At 53.1% G+C, this 20,037-nt stretch carries 17 protein-coding genes and 1 pseudogene; 12 read left to right on the forward strand and 6 right to left on the reverse strand.

Going from position 1 to position 20,037, the window contains the following annotated elements:
* Nucleotides 1-263: 263 nt before the first annotated feature.
* The gene (locus WFP70_RS04765; RefSeq protein ID WP_337022775.1) at nucleotides 264-1,499 is read left to right on the forward strand and encodes an oligosaccharide flippase family protein; all 1,236 of its coding nucleotides are present in this window, start codon (nucleotides 264-266) and stop codon (nucleotides 1,497-1,499) included.
* 5 nt (nucleotides 1,500-1,504) lie between these two features.
* Entirely contained in the window at nucleotides 1,505-2,374 is an 870-nt protein-coding gene (locus WFP70_RS04770; RefSeq protein WP_211728775.1) for an ATP-grasp fold amidoligase family protein, read from the forward strand.
* Nucleotides 2,375-2,481: 107 nt separating this feature from the next.
* On the opposite strand, the pseudogene WFP70_RS04775 reads toward WFP70_RS04770, so the two are convergent.
* Nucleotides 2,482-2,607, reverse strand: a pseudogene (locus tag WFP70_RS04775) (Fic family protein); the annotation flags it as partial.
* 500 nt (nucleotides 2,608-3,107) lie between these two features.
* On the opposite strand from WFP70_RS04775, the gene WFP70_RS04780 reads away from it, so the two are divergent.
* The 5 genes from WFP70_RS04780 (at nucleotide 3,108) to WFP70_RS04800 (ending at nucleotide 6,196) form a co-directional block, all read left to right on the forward strand.
* On the forward strand, nucleotides 3,108-3,731 hold the full coding sequence (locus tag WFP70_RS04780) for a response regulator (RefSeq protein ID WP_442956380.1): 624 nt from the start codon (nucleotides 3,108-3,110) through the stop codon (nucleotides 3,729-3,731).
* Nucleotides 3,732-3,798: 67 nt separating this feature from the next.
* The gene (locus tag WFP70_RS04785) at nucleotides 3,799-4,407 is read left to right on the forward strand and encodes an autotransporter outer membrane beta-barrel domain-containing protein (protein WP_337022776.1); all 609 of its coding nucleotides are present in this window, start codon (nucleotides 3,799-3,801) and stop codon (nucleotides 4,405-4,407) included.
* Between the two features lie 175 nt (nucleotides 4,408-4,582).
* On the forward strand, nucleotides 4,583-5,203 hold the full coding sequence (locus WFP70_RS04790) for a response regulator transcription factor (protein ID WP_337022777.1): 621 nt from the start codon (nucleotides 4,583-4,585) through the stop codon (nucleotides 5,201-5,203).
* A 226-nt stretch (nucleotides 5,204-5,429) separates the two neighbouring features.
* Complete coding sequence (locus WFP70_RS04795; RefSeq protein ID WP_337022778.1) at nucleotides 5,430-5,651, forward strand: hypothetical protein; 222 nt, start codon at nucleotides 5,430-5,432, stop codon at nucleotides 5,649-5,651.
* Nucleotides 5,652-5,746: 95 nt separating this feature from the next.
* Complete coding sequence (locus WFP70_RS04800) at nucleotides 5,747-6,196, forward strand: GNAT family N-acetyltransferase (protein ID WP_337022779.1); 450 nt, start codon at nucleotides 5,747-5,749, stop codon at nucleotides 6,194-6,196.
* 7 nt (nucleotides 6,197-6,203) lie between these two features.
* On the opposite strand, the gene WFP70_RS04805 is transcribed toward WFP70_RS04800, so the two are convergent.
* Nucleotides 6,204-6,812 carry a TetR/AcrR family transcriptional regulator gene (locus WFP70_RS04805; protein ID WP_337022780.1) on the reverse strand — a complete coding sequence of 203 codons (609 nt, stop codon included), beginning with the start codon at nucleotides 6,810-6,812 and terminating at the stop codon, nucleotides 6,204-6,206.
* Between the two features lie 190 nt (nucleotides 6,813-7,002).
* Here WFP70_RS04805 and WFP70_RS04810 point away from each other — a divergent pair, with 190 nt between their 5' ends.
* The gene (locus WFP70_RS04810; protein WP_337022781.1) at nucleotides 7,003-8,208 is read left to right on the forward strand and encodes an MFS transporter; all 1,206 of its coding nucleotides are present in this window, start codon (nucleotides 7,003-7,005) and stop codon (nucleotides 8,206-8,208) included.
* Between the two features lie 75 nt (nucleotides 8,209-8,283).
* Here WFP70_RS04810 and WFP70_RS04815 read toward each other — a convergent pair whose 3' ends face one another.
* Nucleotides 8,284-9,204 carry a LysR family transcriptional regulator gene (locus tag WFP70_RS04815; protein WP_313375387.1) on the reverse strand — a complete coding sequence of 307 codons (921 nt, stop codon included), beginning with the start codon at nucleotides 9,202-9,204 and terminating at the stop codon, nucleotides 8,284-8,286.
* Between the two features lie 110 nt (nucleotides 9,205-9,314).
* Between WFP70_RS04815 and WFP70_RS04820 the strand changes: the two genes are divergently transcribed.
* Together WFP70_RS04820 and WFP70_RS04825 are read left to right on the forward strand one after the other, a co-directional pair.
* Nucleotides 9,315-10,454, forward strand: a complete 1,140-nt coding sequence (locus WFP70_RS04820; protein ID WP_337022782.1) for a M20 family metallopeptidase — start codon at nucleotides 9,315-9,317, stop codon at nucleotides 10,452-10,454.
* The gene (locus WFP70_RS04825; RefSeq protein ID WP_337022783.1) at nucleotides 10,441-11,841 is read left to right on the forward strand and encodes a YfcC family protein; all 1,401 of its coding nucleotides are present in this window, start codon (nucleotides 10,441-10,443) and stop codon (nucleotides 11,839-11,841) included. The genes WFP70_RS04820 and WFP70_RS04825 overlap by 14 nt, the downstream gene beginning before the upstream one ends.
* Before the next feature lie 65 nt (nucleotides 11,842-11,906).
* On the opposite strand, the gene WFP70_RS04830 is transcribed toward WFP70_RS04825, so the two are convergent.
* Genes WFP70_RS04830 through WFP70_RS04840 form a run of 3 tightly spaced genes read right to left on the reverse strand, consistent with a single transcriptional unit; the run spans nucleotide 11,907 to nucleotide 17,317 of the window.
* Nucleotides 11,907-13,898, reverse strand: a complete 1,992-nt coding sequence (locus WFP70_RS04830; protein ID WP_034822475.1) for a hydantoinase B/oxoprolinase family protein — start codon at nucleotides 13,896-13,898, stop codon at nucleotides 11,907-11,909.
* A gap of 15 nt (nucleotides 13,899-13,913) precedes the next feature.
* Entirely contained in the window at nucleotides 13,914-15,965 is a 2,052-nt protein-coding gene (locus WFP70_RS04835; protein WP_097117690.1) for a hydantoinase/oxoprolinase family protein, read from the reverse strand.
* Nucleotides 15,966-15,973: 8 nt separating this feature from the next.
* A complete protein-coding gene (locus tag WFP70_RS04840) occupies nucleotides 15,974-17,317 on the reverse strand; it encodes an NAD(P)/FAD-dependent oxidoreductase (protein WP_337022784.1) in 1,344 nt (447 codons plus the stop codon).
* A 248-nt stretch (nucleotides 17,318-17,565) separates the two neighbouring features.
* Here WFP70_RS04840 and WFP70_RS04845 point away from each other — a divergent pair, with 248 nt between their 5' ends.
* Complete coding sequence (locus WFP70_RS04845; protein ID WP_337022785.1) at nucleotides 17,566-18,315, forward strand: IclR family transcriptional regulator; 750 nt, start codon at nucleotides 17,566-17,568, stop codon at nucleotides 18,313-18,315.
* Between the two features lie 267 nt (nucleotides 18,316-18,582).
* Entirely contained in the window at nucleotides 18,583-19,950 is a 1,368-nt protein-coding gene (locus tag WFP70_RS04850; protein WP_337022786.1) for an MFS transporter, read from the forward strand.
* The last annotated feature ends 87 nt before the right edge of the window (nucleotides 19,951-20,037 follow it).

Genomic DNA, 20,037 nt, shown 5'->3' on the forward strand with positions numbered 1-20,037 from the left:
TGTCTGGCACTAATAATTATAAATGACTGCTATTAATCTGATTCGAACAGAAAACCCTTCACTATTTTTGTGTAAACAGTCACAGTATCGACCAATTAAAATGAAAGCGTAAAGTAAAGAGAGAATATGAAGGTTATTTGACTATATAACCTTTTGACAAATAAATATACCAGTAATGCATATAAATCCCGTTGCTTTTGAGCGTAGAACATCAATCAAGCATAAACAACTGCAACTCAACATAAGTGTATGTGAGACGTGACATGTATTCTAACGCGATATGGATCATGCTGGAGAAGTCAGTCAATATCATCGGACTGATATATATCAATTCGTTAATGGCTAAATACATTGGCCCGGATAACTTTGGCAAGATAAACATCGCCACCTCGTTGTTTATATTTGTACAGACGTTGTCATGGTTTGGTGGCCAGAATATTATTTTTAAACGCATGAGTGAGAGAGCCCGTTCAGGTATCTCTTTGGCGATGCATACGCAGAATCAGAGACGTTTTTTCTTTCTCATCTCCTCAAGTGCAGTACTCACGTATCTCTACTTCTTTACGGATCTCACGGTCTTTATCTTTGGCGTTGCCAACTGCATCGCGACGTATTACATCGTGATGGACTTCTTTTCGATCTATAACAACACTCAATTAAAATCAAAGATCAATACGATTACCAATGTCATCGGATTGTCTTTGGCACTGATGGCCAGATTCTACATATCACACTTTGAACTGCCGATTTACTATTTCACGATACCTATCATCATTATCCCTCTGGTCCCTTACGTTATGCGTCTTGTGTACTTTAGGCAGACCACAGCAGTCAATGAAAGTAGTAAAGGTGCTGTGATGTATAACCGCCATATGTTCTATACCGGCGGGGCCTTAATTCTGTCGAGCATATCAGCGGATATCTACACGCAGATTTCGAGTATTTTTCTGGCTAAAATGATCTCTTACTCAAATCTGGGAATCTATAGCGTTGCATTAACCATAGGAGGCGCCTGGTCATTTATCGTATTGGCATTAATAACGAGTTTCTTCTCAAAGATTTACAATGAAAAGAATCAACCTGCTGTAGATGAATTACTAAGTAAAATCAACAGGATTGTTATCCTGCTGTCTCTTGTTGTGCTAGGTGGGTTCTATCTGTTTGGTGATGACTTTATCCATTTGCTTTATGGCAATAAGTATATGGAATCTGCCGAAATTATACCCATCATCATTATTGGCACGATGTTCTCGTCACTGGGAACGATCTGCTACCGGTATATGATTAAAGAGTCCGGATACAACTACCTGGCTAAGAAGATGTTTTTATGTTGTGTATTAACCGTGCCATTTTCCTGGGTCATGATCCGTTCCTTCGGAATTAATGGCGCTGCATACTGTTTTTTGATTGTTGAAATTTTGTCTTGCACGTTACTGAATTACTTTTTCAAGAATAGAACAATCATCAAAATGCACCTCAACATTTTTAAAACGAGATAATTTCAATGAGAATGATAAAACACACAGTTAAGTCAGCTCTGAAAATTAGCGCTAATATTTCACCAGAATTCTGTGCTAAAGCCCACTACTACATTAAATTCAAGAAGAAACTTAATTTAACCAATCCTACCAATTTTAATGAAAAGATTCAGTGGCTCAAGTTCAATGAGCTGAACAATGATATCTACACTCGCTGTGCGGATAAGTATAAAGTCAGAGAATATATTTCATCCAAAGGCTGCGGTCAAATTCTGAATGAGCTTTATGGCGTCTACGATAGTCCTCAAGATATTGACTATGCTGCACTGCCTGAAAGGTTTGCGCTCAAGTGCAATCATGGTGCAGGCTACAACATCATTTGTAGTGATAAATCCTCATTAGATGTTGATAAAACCAACCGGCAGTTGAGCAAGTGGTTAAGTGAGGATTTCTCATCACATTTTATTGAGCCACAGTACCGAAAGATTGAGAGAAAGATTCTCTGCGAAAAATTTATCGAGAATGAACGCGGTGGTTTTCCAGACGACTATAAGTTTTACTGCTTTAACGGTAAACCCTACGCCGTCATGGTTTGTGTCGGCCGTGAAAAAGGCACGCCTAAATTCTATTACTTTGACATGAACTGGAATCCGCTACCCTTTGAGGATACGGTGAAGTTGATTAATAAGTATGACCTGCCCGAGATGCCTGAGGGCTTTGTAAAAATGAAGCAGTATGCAATGAAACTGGCGAGCGATTTTAAATTCGTGCGCGCTGATTTCTATCTTCTGAACGGCGAAGTCATTTTTGGCGAACTGACATTTACGCCTTCAGCAGGTCTGGATGTCTCCCTTCAGGAAGCGGATGCCATTTTGGGAGGGCAGCTGAGGTTGTGATTGGTGTGCATGGAGCCCCCCAGACAGAGTAGAGTGAACTCTCGCAGTTGATGGACAGCGGTTCGGGGATTGAGGGCGGCATAATGAAGCACTCAATCCCTTTTCATTTATTGATTCAGTTCCTGCAACAGGCGTGTATTCATGTACAGCTTCTCGCGCCCATAACTTTTCTCTTCTAATACGCCGATTCCCACAAGCTGTTTCAAATAAGCGGATGCCGTTTGACGTTTAGCGGTAGCCAGTCGCTGTACTGCATGGTAACAATCCAAAAAACTATTTGGTGAGGCACCATAGGAGTCCCATTGATGCTGTTTGTCCTGCATTAACGCCAATAACCCGTTCTCAATTTCCGTTTGCTGAAGTAGAGGCTGATCGGAATGTAACACCACGGCCTGACCGTGCAGCTAGGGCAAGGAGGCGGCAACGGTACGGTTGTTCTCCAGAGCGGGACGCCAGATGGCCAGCATGTCGATGTCACCCTGATGTAACGCCTGTCAGAGAAGTTTGATGGCACTACTATTTGCCATGGCTGTGTAAGTAAATCCCTACCGTTTAATCAGTAACTGTTGACTCAGAATGGTCTCACCTTGCGTTTCGATCAGCACGCAATAAAACGTATTTTGTTATTTATTCTGGCTGACTGATGAGGTTGACATTGATGATTCGTTACGCGGGTGAAAAAATAACGGTAGTATTACTGGATGACCACCCGATGATTCGATTATCACTGGAAATGGCAGCCAGCCACTATCCCGATATGCAGATCACCGGCAGCTTTTCCCATAGCCACGAACTCTTATCATGGTTGCAAAAGAACGCTGCTGATGTGCTGGTGCTGGATTATATTTTGGGTGGCGATGAGCTTGATGGTTTGTCGTTAATAAAACAGATCTTATCACGCCATCCAACATTAAAGATTTTACTCTCGTCCTCCATGGAAAGCCTGGCGGTAATACGTGCCGCCTTTATGAGTGGAATCAAAGGCTATATTTCTAAACGTGAAGAGGCGCAGACGTATTTTGAAGCCATCCGTGTGATTGACAGAGGGCTGCGCTTTATTCCAGATAACATTGAAAGTGAATTAAGCAAAATACCGGTGCGAAAGCGCGATGGCGCGGTATTAGATGGGCCGCTGTATCACGCCAACGGCGAGAAGCTTTCGCGACTGGATACGCTGTTATCGCCGCGTGAAGCGGAAGTGATCCGTTGTTTCCTTGATGGCATGCAGGTAATTGAGATCGCAGAAAAATTAAAACGCAGCCGTAAAACCATCAGCGGGCACAAGCAATCGGGGATGAAAAAACTGGGGCTGACCACCGATTTAGAATTGTTTAAATACCGCGACCATCTTTTCTAACATTCAATTTTTTATTCCATTCAGCAGAGACTGGATGGTTTTACGTCAATCAGGAAGTATACACCTTATGAACACCTTGGGCGCGTCACCTTTAAAGGTGTACCGCCGCAAAACAAAGGTGAGAATCAAGTGCGTATGTCAAAGCAGTGGCAATGTATTACAGGGCAACAGCAATGCCTTAGCCGCAGTCACCGCCAGCCATGACTCGGTACTCACCGGTAACAACCGCACTGACACCACCAGCCGCATCGCACTGGCATTGAACAGTGGTTCCTCGCTTGCAGGTACGATGACCGGTTTAGACAGCTTCAGTATTGATGGCAGCGGTGGCGGGTTCGTTGAGGCGTCGGCACAGTTGAGCACGCTGTGGACGAAGAGTGATAGTTTGGCTGCCCGTAGCGGTTCGGCTCGCTCGCAACAAGTTGCGCTGCACGGCGTCGTGGGCAAGTCACTGACCTTATCCCAGGGGGCGCAGTCAACGCCGTGGGTACGGTTATCAGCGATTCAGGAGCTGGAAAACAACAATCGCATGACCCTTAACGATCAGCGTTTCAGCAATGATCTGGCCGGTACGCGCGCAGAGATGACATGGCGGATGCCTGCTCAGCTTCAACCTGATCTACAGCTTTATACCGAAGCAGCGACCAGCAAAGCACGGCATATGAACAGCCCTTAGAATGCGGCTTTCGGTGTGCGCTGGAGCTGGTAATCACAGATATCTGGCGGCATCTTGTCGCCGGAATTTTGCTCAACAGATAAGTACTCTCCTACAGCCGATGCAGCGTTCGCGGGCTAAGGTGATAAGCATGCAAGGACGTTTATTCACCCTCTGAAAGGAACATCAGTACGCCATGAAAACCGCCATTATGATCGATGATCACCCAGACCACTGCCGCGAACGCGTGATGGCGTTGGAAAACAGCGGCATCGCCGTCTTAGCTGAATGCTTGCCTGTGGTTGAAGGGCTGGATCAGGTTCAACGACTGTGTCCGGACTTGCTGGTGGTCAATCTCATCAACAACCTTGAAGGATTAACGCTGCTGTCCGCATTTCGCGCACTCAGTGGTGCCATGAAAATTTTGGTGATAGCGGCACCGCACAGTGGGCATTTCGCGCAGCGTTGTCTGGAAACGGGCGCCGATAGTTATGTCATCGCCTCGGATCAACTCAGCGAATTCAAAGAGGCGGTGCGCATGGTGATGCGTGGTTACAGTTTCGCCCCAGCGCAGGATTTTCCGACGGCAGCCCATCGTCATGGGGCCAGTGATGAGCAACGCTTACGCATGCTCTCCGCGCGCGAAATGACGGTGTTGATTTTGCTGGCAAAAGGCATGGGCAATAAACAGATTGGTGCGCAACTGTCGCTCAGTGAAAAAACCGTCAGCACCTATAAACATCGCCTCAAAATAAAGCTGAACATCACCTCATTAGTGGAACTCATTGACTTCGCGCGGCGCTATCATCTGCTGTAGCAGTACTCACAGTCTTAATCAGAGCCCTTCCAGGCATCGAACAGCATGACGATGTGCCGTGTGTGGTTGATGAATGGGTGATTGACGAAACCCCATTGCAGCACCCAATCAACAACCATTCATCAACAGCCCTCAATCAGTGGTGCGCCTCAGCGAATAGTGCACGAATTCAAACAAATTTATCGGTAACGTACTCAGCTTCATTCCTTTTCGGAACCACAGTTGTATGAAAACTCTGTCAAAGCTAGTTATCACTTTAGGCCTGTTTTTAGCCGTCAGCGCTCAGGCTGAAGCACAAGGATGCCTGAAAGGCGCGATGATTGGTGCCGCAGCGGGGCATGTTGCGCACCATGCCGTGATGGGCGCGGTAGGGGGCTGTGTCGTGGGTCACCACATGGCCAGTAAGAAGCAAAAGGAAGTTGAGGCCAAACAGCAGCAACAAAAGTAATTGGCAGATAAGCGCTTCCGGTTTAACGTGCTGACTGCAGATTAATCCGGAGGCGATGAGCATCATCGCCGCACATCAGGAATAGATCGCCCATTATGATCACTATCGAGTCCGCTGACGCCCTCGCCCCTGAATCCCAACGTCTGATTGAACAACTCTCCACAGAGTTGGCGGCCATCACCGGGAACAACGGAAAGAGCCACTTTAATGCTGAAGCCTTGAATGAAAGACGCTCCATCTGGGTGTTAGCAAAAGATCAGCAGGGGAGAGCGGTAGGATGTGCTTCACTGCGGCCGCTATCGCATGACATCGCAGAACTAAAACGCATGTATTCGGATCGCAGCGTATACGGCGTGGGGGCGGCGCTGTTAGAACATTTGCAGCGGTGGGCCGTGAGTGTAGGCTTCGAAGAAATTCAGCTTTCAACACGCGCCATCAACACTCGCGCCCTGGATTTTTATCTTAAACACGGCTTTAAGCAGATTGAAAACTATGGCCCGTATGTTGGTCGCACCGAATCCGTTTGTTTAAGCAGAACACTCTGATCTCACCTTATCTATTCGCATCCCACATCCACATCATCTGCGAAATCGCCTGGTTGAGTTCCTCAATGCTGGCGCCGTCGCGTGCCTGAATCGATAAACCAAACATAAAAGTGCTGAAGGATGCCGCCAGCGCGCGGACATCAACATCCTGCCTCAGTTCGCCCGCGGCCACAGCACGCGCGATCGAGGCCTTGATTCCGGCTCGGGTACGATCGCGTGAACGTGTCAGCGGTTCGGTCACGGCTGCATGTTCGGTGGAGGTGGCGCTCATGGCACCAAGCCCCACCATACATCCGGTGGGATGGCCTGACTCGCACTGCATCTGCGCAGAACGACGCAATGAGGTTTCCACGGCTTCGCGTCCCGTCAGATTGGTATCCCACAGGAATTCCGTTACCTGACCAAAGGTCGCGAGATAGCGCTGCACGCACTCACGGAATAATGCCTCTTTCGAACCGAATGCGGCATAAAAACTGGGTGCGGAAATGCCGTTGTTGATGCTGGCTTTGAGCTGGGTAAGCGAAGTCGATTCGTAGCCCTGCTGCCAAAACAGATACATCGCCTGTTCGATCGCCTGGTCTCGATCAAATGTTCTCGGGCGTCCCATCGTTGCCATCGCGTCCTCCTGTTTAATGCGTGCAGTGGATTACTATACTAAACGATACATAACTCATTGACAAAGCGAACCTGCCTTACTAGTGTATCGATCGTTACATTAGTTCAGGTCGCTCTCTTTAACTTTAACAAGGCGAGATTGCACGCCTAATTATATACCAGTCGATACATAAATGATTTCAGAAGGAATTATGGAAAAAGAACTCGCACTCACCGGGGAAGATGCAGCAACAGAATCGCTGCCGATATCTGCTCTGCTGGCGCTGGCGATGACAGGCTTTATTTGCATCATCACCGAAACCTTACCCGCCGGGCTGTTGCCGCAAATGGCAGCGGGACTGAGTATCTCTAACGCGCTGGCGGGGCAGACGGTCACGGCTTATGCGCTGGGCTCGCTGATCGCCGCGATCCCATTGACCATCGCGACACAGAGTTGGCGGCGCAGAAATGTATTGCTGCTGGCTATCGCCGGGTTCCTGATTTTCAATTCTATTACGGCGCTGTCCGCAAACTACTGGCTCACGCTAACGGCACGTTTTTTGGCTGGCGTAGCTGCGGGATTGTCATGGAGTCTGCTGGCGGGCTATGCCCGCAGGATGGTGGCGATTCACCAGCAGGGCAAAGCGATGGCCATCGCCATGGTGGGCACGCCTATCGCCTTGTCACTGGGCTTGCCGCTCGGCACCTGGCTGGGTGGCCTGCTGGGTTGGCGCAGCGCCTTCGCGGTTATCTCTGCCTTAACCCTTGTGCTGGTGGTATGGGTGCTGACCAAAGTGCCTGATTATCCGGGGCAATCGCGCCATGAACGCATGCCGCTGTTAAAGGTGCTCACCACGCCAGGCGTGAGACCCGTGCTCAGTGTGGTGATCGCCTGGATGCTGGCTCACAACATTCTCTATACCTATATCGCTCCGTTTCTGCAGTTGGCCGGATTGGGTTCACAAGTGGATGTCGTGCTGCTGGTGTTCGGGCTTTCCGCGCTGCTGGCGATTGCTGTGATCGGGCGGCTAATCGATCACCACTTACGCAACAGCGTTTTGGTGAGTCTGGCGGTTTTTGCCCTGGTTTCATTGGGATTTATGGGCTTTTCGCACATTCCAGCGGTGCTGTATCTCGGCGTGGCCGTGTGGGGATTGACCTTCGGCGGGGCAGCAACCCTGTTGCAAACGGCGCTCGCGGATACCGCTGGAGAGGGCGCAGATATCGCACTTTCCATGAACGTGGTGGCGTGGAACGGCGCAATTGCAGCGGGTGGCATCACGGGCGGTATTTTGTTGAATCACTGGGGCGCGCTGTCGTTCCCGCCAGTACTGGTCGCACTCTTGATCGTCGCATTTGTTATCGCCTGGCGAGCAAGTGAACACGGATTTAGAGCGGGCGCTCGGACGGGTCATTAATCGTTCGCTCAATATAAGTTCTGCCTCCACGTTGGATACGTTAATCGTCGCTAACGTGGAGTGGCATCTCCCACACTAAGCGTCATGTGAACTGCCCTCAAAAAACTGGCACAGCAGCTGCCAAAGGTGCTGTGCCGCTGGGGTAAAGCGGTGGTCGGCGCTGCGTAACAGATGGCATTGGCTCTCGCGGGCGATGCGATGATTGATCGGCACCGCGATCAGATTGCGTGATGCCAGGGCGTCTTCCACCACTTTAGTGGTCATAAAGGCAATGCCCATTCCCGCCTGGCTCAGCGCAATCGCACTGGAAAACAGGTTGCAGCTGTAGGCGGGCGTGAACACCAATCCTTCCTGATTAAACATGACGTTCATATAGCTCTGAATACCAAAGTCTTTATCCATGCCAATCAGTGGATATTCGGCAAGATCGCTGACCTCAACCTGTTGATACAATCCGATGGGGTGATCACGATGCACAATGGCGCAGATGGGGCCGCGCAGATAACTGTGGCACTTCACGCCGGGCGGACCCAGGGGGCCAAAACCCACGGCCATATCCACTTCGCCACGGGTGATCAGGCTCACCGTGGTTTGCATATCGCCCGATAAAATATCGATGAACACTTCAGGATAGCTTTGTGAAAAAGGCCGCAAGACATACTTCACCACCTCATCGACCATCCCCTGGCCGACACGCATACGGATCGAGCCGCCGCGTTTATGGCGCAAATCGCGCAGACGTCTTTCCAGGTGGCTTCTGCGTTGATGCGTTTGCGCGTAATCCTCAGCCAGCAATTTCCCCGCTTCGGTAAGTACCACATTGCGTCCGCGCCGCTCCAGCAGTGGCAGTTGCATATCACGCGCCAGCTGCGAAAGCTGACGACTGATGGCCGCGGGATCGACATCCAGTGCTTCCGCCGCACGACGAATACCGCCATGGACACCGACTTCATACAAGTATCTTATGGACTTGTCAGGATAGAGCAGCATTGCCATAGGTTTTCATTATCTGTTGTTCTCAGGTCAACAATAATAACGTTTTATACCCATTTTTTAAGCGCAATTTTATCCTCATACTCGGGATTCACTTGGTGAGGACAGAAGTAATGAAAAATATAATAAGTTATTTGCAACAGCATTCAGACGACATTCTCTCAGATATCAAAACCCTGGTGGCAGCAGAGTCACCCTCCATGAACAAGGCAGCGGTGGATCGCTGTGGCAACGTGCTGCAAGCCCTGTTCGCCGAGCGTCTGGGTATTGATGCTGAAATCGATGTACAGGAACACTACGGGAACCACCTCAAGTTCACGCTGGGCTCAGGCGACGATCAAACCGTGGTGCTCGGCCATTTTGACACCGTCTGGGATGAAGGCGAACTGCCGATGGGCGAGGAAGACGGCAAGTTTTATGGCCCCGGCATTCTGGACATGAAAGCGGGCCTGGTGCAGTCGATTTGGGCGGCGCGCGCGTTAAAAGAACACGACTTTCTGGCAGGGAAACGTATCGTCTTCCTCTGTGGCAGCGACGAAGAGGTGGGCAGCCCAAGCTCCAGCGAGTGGCTCTCCCGCCATGCGCTGGGGTCATCGCAAGTGCTGGTGGTGGAACCCGCCGTGGCTGGCACCGGTGCGCTGAAGGTTGCGCGCAAAGGCACGGGCCAATATCAGATCGCGATCACCGGTCAGGCCGCGCATGCGGGTAACAACCCTGAAGAGGGGATCAGCGCGGTGCAGGAGATGGCGCATCAGGTGCTGTTCCTGCATGGATTGAATGCACCGGATCGCGGCACCACCGTCAACGTCGGGATTGCGCAAGGCGGTAATCGCATCAACGTCGTGGCGGATAAAGCGGTGCTGGGCATCGACACGCGCGTCACCAGCGAAGAGGAAGCCCAACGCATTCACGATGAGATTACCCAGATACAACCTCACTTACCGGGCATTAAGTTGGAGATTAGCGGCGCACAATCACGTCCACCGATGCGCCAGAGCGCCGAGTCGCTGATGATCATGCAGCGTGCGCAAGCGGTGGCACAACAGATCGGTTTCAGCGTGGAAGGTCAATCGGTGGGCGGCGGTAGCGACGGCAATTTCACCGCGGCGTTGGGTATCCCAACCTTAGATGGATTGGGCGCGACCGGCGCAGGTATTCATGCGCGTCATGAACATATCATCATTGCCGATATTGCTTCGCGCACCGCGCTCGTGGCGGGTTTGATGCTGGGGGAAAACCATGTCGCAGGTTAATGTTGAAAAAAATAGTGCGATGCAGCCCGCAGGCAAGAAGAGTGAGCAGAGCCCTTATCTGCTGCTGTTTATCATCCTGGTGCTGGCAGCGGTAGCCACCTGGATTATTCCGGCGGGTAAATTTGATCACGAAACCCGTAATGGCGTGACCTTTGCCATCAAAGGCAGTCTGCATGAAGTGGCGCGCTCGGGCGTCTATCCCGGCGAGATTTTCATGGCGATCGTGCAGGGCGTGATCAAAGCGGCACCGATCATTTTCCTGATTCTGTTTACCGGCGGATTGCTGGCGGTAATTGAAGCCACAGGCGCGATTGCCACCGCGCTGAATTCACTGTCACGCAGCACCAAAATCAGCGATACCCGTCTGATCCTGATCTTTGCAGTGATCTTCGCCATCCTCGGCAGTACCGGCGTGGTGCAAAACTCGGTGGTCGCCTTCGTGCCGATTGGCCTGCTGGTGGCGCGTTCGTTAGGCTTGCCGCCGGTGATCGGCATGGCGCTGATCTACCTGACCTGCGCGGCAGGCTTCAACGTGGCGTTCCTCGGCCCGGCCACCACCGGTCTGACACAGCATCTGGCGCAGTTGCCGCTGTTCTCGGGCATGTTACTGCGCGGCATCACCAACCTGCTGTTTGTGTTAACGGTGGCGATTTACCTGATTATTACCGTGAAGCGCATGCGCAAAAATGGTCAGGTGCGCGTGGACACTGCGGTGGAAAGCGCTGAACCGCTGGCGATTACCGGCCGTCATAAACTGATTCTGCTGACCTGCGCGGTGACGCTGATTCTGTTTATGGTCGGCACGGTGCAACTACATTGGGCCACCAATGAGATGTCGGCGATGTTTATCATCCTGTCGATTCTGGTCGGTTTAATTGGCCGTTTGTCCGGTTCTGCTATTGCTAACACCTTCCTGTCCGGCTGCTCTCAGCTGGTCAAAGGCGGTTTTATTGTCGGGATGGCAGGTGCGATTTCGGTGGTGCTGCAGCAGGGCAATATCCTCGATCCGATTGTTGGCTTCCTGTCAGACTTGCTGGCACCGGTTCCGCCCGCGATTGCCGCTGTGGGCATGTTTATCAGCGCCGCACTGATGCATTTCGGCATTTCATCCGGTTCGGGCGAGTCAGCGTTGTTGATCCCGATTTTCTCCCCGCTGGGCGATAACCTCGGCCTGACACGTCAGGTCACGGTGCAAACCGTGCTGCTGGGCGAAGGGATAGTGAATTCCATCAGCCCAACCTCGGGCGTGCTGATGGCCGCGCTGGCCACCGCCAATATCTCGTTCGGCAAATGGCTCAAATTCGTGGCACCGGTCGTCGCCATCTGGTTTGCGATTTGCGTGGTGACGCTGCTGATTGGTGTGGCGATAAACTGGGGTCCGTTCTGACCCAGTGAAAATGAGAAGGGATGCTGACGATAGCATCCCTTTTTTATAGCAGCTTCAGTGCAACGTTACGCCTGCAGGAAATCCCGGAACTCCTCACTCAATTCGTCAAAGAGTTGATAGATCACCTGCCCCCCCTGAGCGGTTTGCCCCCGGGCTTCCGCAGCGGCAAGCGCATCAAACAGGCGATGTTTGATATGAAAACGCCATATGACCGGCACGCGAGATAAGATATCAGTCAATGCCCGATAGCGCTCCGGCGTCCAGCTTTGCTCAAAGCGAGTGCGCCATGGGCCAAAGTCAAAATGTGCCACGCTGGCGGCTGTCGCAGAGCGTTGATTGCGTTTCATCTGCGTGGCTTCCACATCCAGCTCACCCTCGCGGATCACCACACCATAATCCTGCTCGGCACGCGCCGAAGAAACGTAGCCGCTTTTCACGTCTGATAACACCTGCTGGGGATCACGCTCCAGCGGTGAACCATATCCGCCGCCACCGGCCCCGGTTAATCGAATCACATCTCCTGCCTGGCAACGGATCACATCGCTATTGCCGAGCATTTCAGGTGCTTCACTCTCCGGGTTTTTCACAAAAATGGCATTGCTGCCCGCTTTCCCCCCAAGGACACCCCAGGAAGCGAAATGGGTGCGATCGCGATTGCGCGCCGTGACGGTGGTATCAGGTGCAAACACCTGAAATTCCATCATTAGACCGGAACCACCGCGATATTTTCCTGCACCGCCGGAGTCGGGTACCAGACAATAGCGTGTGATACGAATCGGCACTTCCGCTTCGTTAATCTCCACTGGCGTATTGCGCAGAAATGCCACGTTAGCGCCCGATCCTTCTTCTCCGTCACCGAATGGCATGCCGCCCGCCCCGCCGCCCACCGGGCCGATGGAAGCAATCACCGGGCGACCCGAGGTGTTGGTGGTTTTCACGTTCAAAATCGCCAGTCCACAGGCCGCGCAGGCAGGCAAACGGTCAGGGATCGCTTGTGAAAACGCGCCAAAGGTCAATACATGCGTTAACTTACAGGTCAGACTGCGCATGCCGACGGCAGCCGGGTAAACGGCATTCATCACGCTGCCTTCGGGCAACACACATTCGACGACGCGATCCAGCCCCGCGTTGAGCAAAATATCGGGATTCAGGGTATAGAGCACATAGTGATAGCCGACCAGCGCCAGCGCGTGACGCGTCATGCCGCCGGTCGGCATATTCAATGATGAAAGCAACTGCGGATCGCTGCCGGTGTAATCAAGGATGGCGCGGCCGCCGCGAATTTTCAGCGTCATCGCCACGCGCATCGGTTTGCCGTTCACGCTGTCTTCGTCAGCGTATTCCGCAAAGAAATAATCGCCATCCGGCACGCTCTCGAGGATGCGTTGTGCCTGCTGCGCCGCATAATCGAGCAGGGCCACCATACCTTGCTGAAAATCTTCCACACCAAAATGCGCGATCATCTCCAGCACGCGTTTTTCGCCATTGGCCAGCATCGCCAGTTGGGCATGCAGGTCACCCATATTCTGTTCCGGCGCACGCACATTGGTTTTGATCAACGTGAGCAACGCTTCATCCAGCACGCCTTCACGCACGATCTTAGTCGGCGGGATACGTATTCCTTCCTGATGGATCTCTGTCAGCGTGCGCGACAGCGAGGCGGGCACGGCCCCGCCCACATCGGTGTTATGAATATGACCACCAACAAAACACACCAGCTTGCCTTGCCAGAACACCGGTTTCCACATCACCATATCCGGGCTGTGTGTCGCAACGTTACCGCTGTAAGCATCGTTGGTCATCGCCACATCGCCGGGGCGATAGTCCTCGATCATGCCGAGTACCGGCCCGTAATCGAGACCGATATACCATGTGGCGCCTAAGGTTTTCGGCGAAGCAAATGCCAGACCTTCGGGGGTGAGCAGGGCGCATGAGAAGTCTTCCGTCTCTTTGACAAAAGTCGAATGGGCGGTACGCACCAGCGTATGGGCCATGCTTTCTGCTGCCGCCACACAGTAGTTAGCCAGAATCTGCAGACCTGAAGTATCAAAAGCCATATCGCGACTCCTTTATTAAGCCGTGTGGGTGAGGTCAGTGAGGATCAGATTGCCGAGCGCATCCACCCGGGCGCGGAAATCGGGTAATACGGCGACAGTGGTGTCGGACTGGGTAATCACCGCGGGTCCGGTAAATGACTGACCACCCGCAAGCTGCTCGCGCTGGTAAAGTGGCACGGTGAGGTAACGGCCCGACATCCACACATCAATATGTTCGGCGGGGATCGGTGCTGCGTCAGAGTGCGGCAAAGGTTCGAGTTGCGGCTTCGGCGTGGGCATGCTGACCACCAGACGTAGCGACACCACCTGAATCTGTGCATCACGGTCGCTGTAAGCATATAAATGATGGTGTTGCGCATGGAAGGCTTCACGCAGCGTTGAGAGATTGCCGCTCGCCAAATCCTCACGCTGTAACGGTGTGGCGATCTCAAACGACTGCCCCTTGTAACGCATCTCTGCCGAGAGGCTAAACTGGCCCTGGCTGGCATCACTGACTTCGTGGCTCAGCCATTCGCGGGCTTGCTGTTCGAGTTGCTGATATTCAGCTTCGAGGTGTGGCAAGCTATCTGCGCTTAAATCACCATAAATGATGCGAACAAAATCGTTTTTCACATCGGCAACCAGACCGCCTAATGCGCTCAGCACGCCGGGCGTCAGCGGCACCAGCACTTCACGCATGTGCATGGCGCGCGCCAGATAACAGGCCATCATCGGGCCTGCACCGCCAAAAGGCATCAGGGAAAAGGCGCGCGGGTCGATACCGAAACGGGAAACCAGTCGGCTAATCCCTGCGTACATGCCGGACACGGAAACGTTAATGATCGCTTCCGCCGTGGCTTCGATGGATTGACCCAGCCGATCGGCCAGCGATCCTATGGCGGCTTTCGCGGCGGCGACATCCACATTCACCGCGTTGTAGCCCAACGTTGCCTGGCCAAGAATGCCCAATGACACGAAAGCATCGGTAATCGTGGGCTGCGTGCCGCCACGTCCATAACACACTGGCCCAGGCGTTGAGCCTGCGCTTTCTGGCCCGACTTTGAGCACGCCAAACTCATCAACGCGCGCCACAGAACCGCCGCCATCACCAATCGATGTGACGGACACGGACGGAATGTGAATCTGGTAGTCACCGATATACTCACCGGTGTCATATTGCGCTTCTCCGTTGACGATCAGCGCCACATCGGCGGTGGTGCCGCCAATATCCAGACTCATGACGTTCTCACGACCGCACTGGCGTGCCACCCAGGCTGCGCCCATCACACCTGATGCGGTTCCCGACAAGATCATCTGCACGCACTCGGCTTTGCCGCGCTCTGCGCTCATCACGCCGCCATTGGACTTGGTGACTTTCAGCTCAGCCGTTACGCCCGCTTGCGTCAGTGCCTGCTGCAAAGCACCGAGATAATGCGCGACGCGTGGCTGAACATAGGCACCAATCACGGCGGTTTGCGTACGCTCGAATTCGCGAATAGTCGGCCAGACATCGCTAGAGCAGCAGACAAAAAAGCCTGGCACGGCCGCTTCAATCAGGGCCTGGACCTGCTTCTCATGTTGGGGATTGCGATAGGCATGCAGCAGGGCAATCACGACTCCTTCACAGCCCGCATCGCGCAAGCCCGCGACAGCGGCCAGCACACTCTGTTCTGCAATCGGCGTAAGTTCTTTTCCGGTCGCATCCATTCGACCGTCGATGCCAAACACATTTTCGCGCGACACCAGGGGTTCCGGACGCAGCGAATGCAGGCTGTACATATCCGGCGTCTTCAGCCTGCCAAGTGCCAGGACATCCTCAAAATAGCGATTGGTGATCAGCCCCAGCTTCGCCCCTTTTTTCTGCACCACGGCATTCACGCCAACGGTGGTGCCGTGGGTAAAATATTCAATATCGGCGGGATCGATCCCATAGCGCTTCACTAACTCCTGAACGCCGTGCAGCACTTCCTGGCCCGGATCATCGGGACGAGAAAACACTTTCAGGCTGTGCAACTGCCCCGATGCTTCGTTGAAAACGGCGAAGTCAGTAAACGAGCCGCCGATATCGACACCAATGCGTAATCCCATACTTCCCCCTAATTGGTTTGCGAATGAGCGGATTTATCCAGGCGGTCGCGCACCTGGTAATAGCTGCCAAGCAGCGGCATAAACCAGGTGTTGCCGGTGTAGAGCGGGTGGCCGGGCAGCGGCGATACCCCATAAGGACTTGCGTTGAGCGGTGTATTTTCGATCAGGTGACGGGCTAAACGATGGCCGAGCCAACTCATCATGGTGACACCGCTGCCGTTACAGCCCACGGCATAAAAACAGCCTTGCGGTGTCTGGCCGATATGCGGCAGGTAGTCGAGCGTGACGGCGACTTTACCGCCCCAGCTATGGCTGATTTTGATGTCACGTAACTGAGGAAAACGTTGCGTCAGATGTTGATGCAGCACACGCGCAGACTGCTGGCGATCAAGGGCGTAGAAGCGTGCGCGGCCCCCAAAGAGCAGACGAGAGCCATCGGGCGAATAACGAAAATAGTGCGTGACGCGCTGGGTTTCCGCGATGCCGCGCTGGTGCGGAATCAGCGTGCGTCGCAGATCTGCGGATAACGGTTCAGTGGCAATCTGATGGCTGGTGACGGGTACCACACGTGCGCGCAAATGGGCCATTTCTGGCCCGGTATAGCCATTGGTGGCGATAATCACCTGACGCGCATTGAGCGTGCCGCGCAGAGAATCAACCTGGTAATGCGCCGCATGTTTTTCAATGCGACTCACCGCAGAACCACTGCACACCACCACGCCAGCTTTGCGCACCGCATCCAGCAAACCTGCATAATAAAGCGCGGGATTGAGCAGACCAGCACGCTCAATCAGTACGCCGCCGTGATAAGCCGGGCTATCCAGTTCGACGCGCAGTTCATCGCGCGTTAGCATGCGCGCCTGCACCTGACTCACGCTATTGAGAAGTGGCAACCGCTTTTTCCAGTTCTCCAGATGTTCCGGGATCCACGCGGCGGCGAGGCGGCCGGTTTGTCGATAATCGCAATTGATAGCGTGCTGTGCGATCAGGCTTTCCAGATAGCGATAGCCGTCAGCCGCCTCCAGCAGCAGGTCGCGTTTTAGCTGCTCATCGCTCTGCCGCAGCCCCTTTTTGGCCGACATGGTTTTGCCCACGTTGATGCCGCCAGTGACCTGACCACCGCTCAACGTACTCGCGCCACTGCCCGGTAAGCCGGCTTCCAGAATCACCACCTGATTACCGTGTTGCGCCAGCGTCAATGCACAGCACAGCCCGGCATAGCCAGCGCCAATAATCACGTATTCCGTTTCGGGCGGAACGTCACTGGGCGACGCATCCTGCGGCTGCCAATGCTCCCACCAATAGGGCGCCGCCTTATAATCTTCGGTAAATATCGACTGATGACTTCTCATCACTCTGCCTCGCTAAACATCATTCATGAAATCCAGCGGCTGAAACCTAGCCGTTCCACAATAAGGAATGCCATTCCATAAATTTAACGTGACATGATTTTATCTGTCCTGCAAGCACAAAAATTAAGCATTCGGAGGAAATTGTGATCGGCTTACGGGCAAAACGCCGAGCGGCAGAGGGCAGGCTGTGCCATATTACGGCACAGCAAGTGGAGACAATGACGTCAGAAAGTAGGGAGATTGGAGCGATGCAGAGCCTGATTAAAAGCCTGAAAGTGCTGGAGAGGGTAGCCGAGAAACAGCCAATCAGCGTGGGCGAGTTGGCTAAGATGATGTCGATGCCAAAAACCACCGTGCAGCGCATTCTCTGGACCTTTCATGAGGCGGGCTGGTTACGATTGATTGAAGGCGACATGCCGCGCTGGACCGTCAGCCCTCGTGTGCTCAGCGTGCGGCCGATCGAGCTGGCGGGCGGCGGACTGTCTGCTGCCGTCCAGGATCCGATGGCAGAGTTGCGCAATAGCACGCAGGAGACGGTGTATGTGTCGGTGTATGACGGCAATGGCGCGGTGGTGGTGATCGACAGGCTGGAAAGTCCGCATCCCGTGCGCGCGGTTAGTCCGATTGGGGATATTGCGCCCATTCACTCCACGGCAAATGGCATGGCGATTTTGGCGTTCTTACCGGAAAGCCAGCTTGAAAATATCCTTACCGCCGAGCTGAGTGCCTTTAACCCGGCCACCATCACCGACGCCGATAAACTTCGCGCCGAACTGAAGCAGGTGCGTGAGCGCGGGTACGCAATCAACCGTGGCTATTATCGCTCCGGTATTTTCGCCATCGGGGCACCCATTTTTGATGCAGCCCACCAGCCGGTCGCCAGTATCTGCATCTCGATGCCGGACTCTCGTTACCATGAAGAAAAAATTGCAGAGTGGGGTGCGTTAACCGTTCAGGCTGCCCAGGCAATTGGCTTCCAGAGAAATGCCAGAGGTTAACGACATGACGCAATGACCACACTACGGTGTGGTCATTTCATCCTAACATGTTGTTTTTGTTTTACATAAATCGACTTCTCTCCCTTCTCGTCCTCCAACTCAATCTCCGTGTGACCTATAGCGAAATCCTCTCACCGGCATATTGACGTCTAATTTTCACTCAACTAACGTAATTAACGGAATGCCATGCCGTAATATGGAATGATTGAATTCATTCTGAGTCACGTTCACTGACCGTGCTGTTATGCGGTGAAGATGGGGTTAACCATGACAACTTCTGCCACGCTTCCTCAGGTGACACCTGAAATGCAGCGCAAAACGCTGATCGGTGCTGTTGCCGGCAACCTGGTCGAGTTTCTCGACTTTGCCCTCTACGGCCTACTGGCCAGTGTGATTTCACGGATCTTTTTCCCGCAGGATGCGCCATTGACGGCATTGCTCTCGGTATTACTGCTGTATGCATCGAGTTTTCTGGTGCGCCCGATTGGTGGCATCGTGTTGGGATTGGCGGGCGATCGCTGGGGAAGGCGTTCGGTGTTGATGATCACCATCACCGGCATGAGTGTGGTGACCGGTTTGACCGCTCTTCTCCCCACTTACGCGCAGGCAGGCACCAGCGCCACCGTATTGCTGGTGATTTGCCGACTGATTCAGGGCTTTTTTGCTGGCGGCGAATACGCGACAGCCACGGATTACATTGTCGAAAACAGCGATCAAAAACGCCGCGCCTTTCGTGCGTCATTCTCACCCATAGGTGCCTATATCGGCACGGTGATCGCTATTGGTCTCTACACCTTGTTGTCTTCGTTGATCACGGCGGCACAAATGGAGGAGTGGGGCTGGCGTGTACTGTTTGCCATCGGCCTTCCGTTAGGGCTGGTTGGGTTGCTGATTCGCCGCAAACTTGATGAAAGCCCGGAATTCCGCGCGGTTGAACGGGCGCGGGTGGAGCAGCGTTTGAATCCACCAACGGTGACTCAGGTCATTCGCTCGCAGTGGAAAAATATCCTGGTGTTCATGTCGATACTGATGAGTCATACGCTGCCCAACTATCTGATTCTGGGCTTCTTCGCCACGTATCTCACCACGTTTGTCGGGCTAGCCAAAACCGATGCGGCAATGGCGGTGTTAGTTTCTCAGTTTGTACTGATTTTTAGCACGCTATTGCATGGCTATCTCAGTGATGTGGTAGGCAGAAAACGCTGGTTACTGTTGGGCTGTGTGCTGGTGATCCCGGCGATGTTTTTTGCTTTCACCTATGCTGAGCATGGCACGTTAGGCAGTGCCATTATCGCAGCGGTTGCGCCAGTGATGGTTTTCCCAATGGTCACCAGTGGAATGACCATCAGTCTGGTCGATATGTTCCCGGCCGAGATGCGTGCCTCTGCGGGTGCAATGGCGTACAACACCGGTACCGCGTTGTTCGGTGGCACAGCACCGCTGATTGGCGCGGCGTTGATTGGCTGGTCGGGCAGTGCGTTTACGCTGGTGTACTATGTTGCCGCCGTGGCTATCGTCTCATTCATTTCGATTGCGCTGTTTTTCCGCTATCCGCATCGCGCCTCGCATAACGCTTATCAGCTTGCGAGCAGCGCCGCGCAGGGCAATCCTATAGCGGCGCGCCTGCGCCGATAAAGGTTTTACATCACGGAGCATCGGTAACCGTTTTCCCGTGGTTACCGATGTCTATTTGATGAGAGGTGAGTGGAGATAAATTTCATG

The sequence above is a fragment of the Pantoea sp. USMM079 genome (genome assembly GCF_037153115.1).
GTDB lineage: Bacteria > Pseudomonadota > Gammaproteobacteria > Enterobacterales > Enterobacteriaceae > Pantoea > Pantoea communis.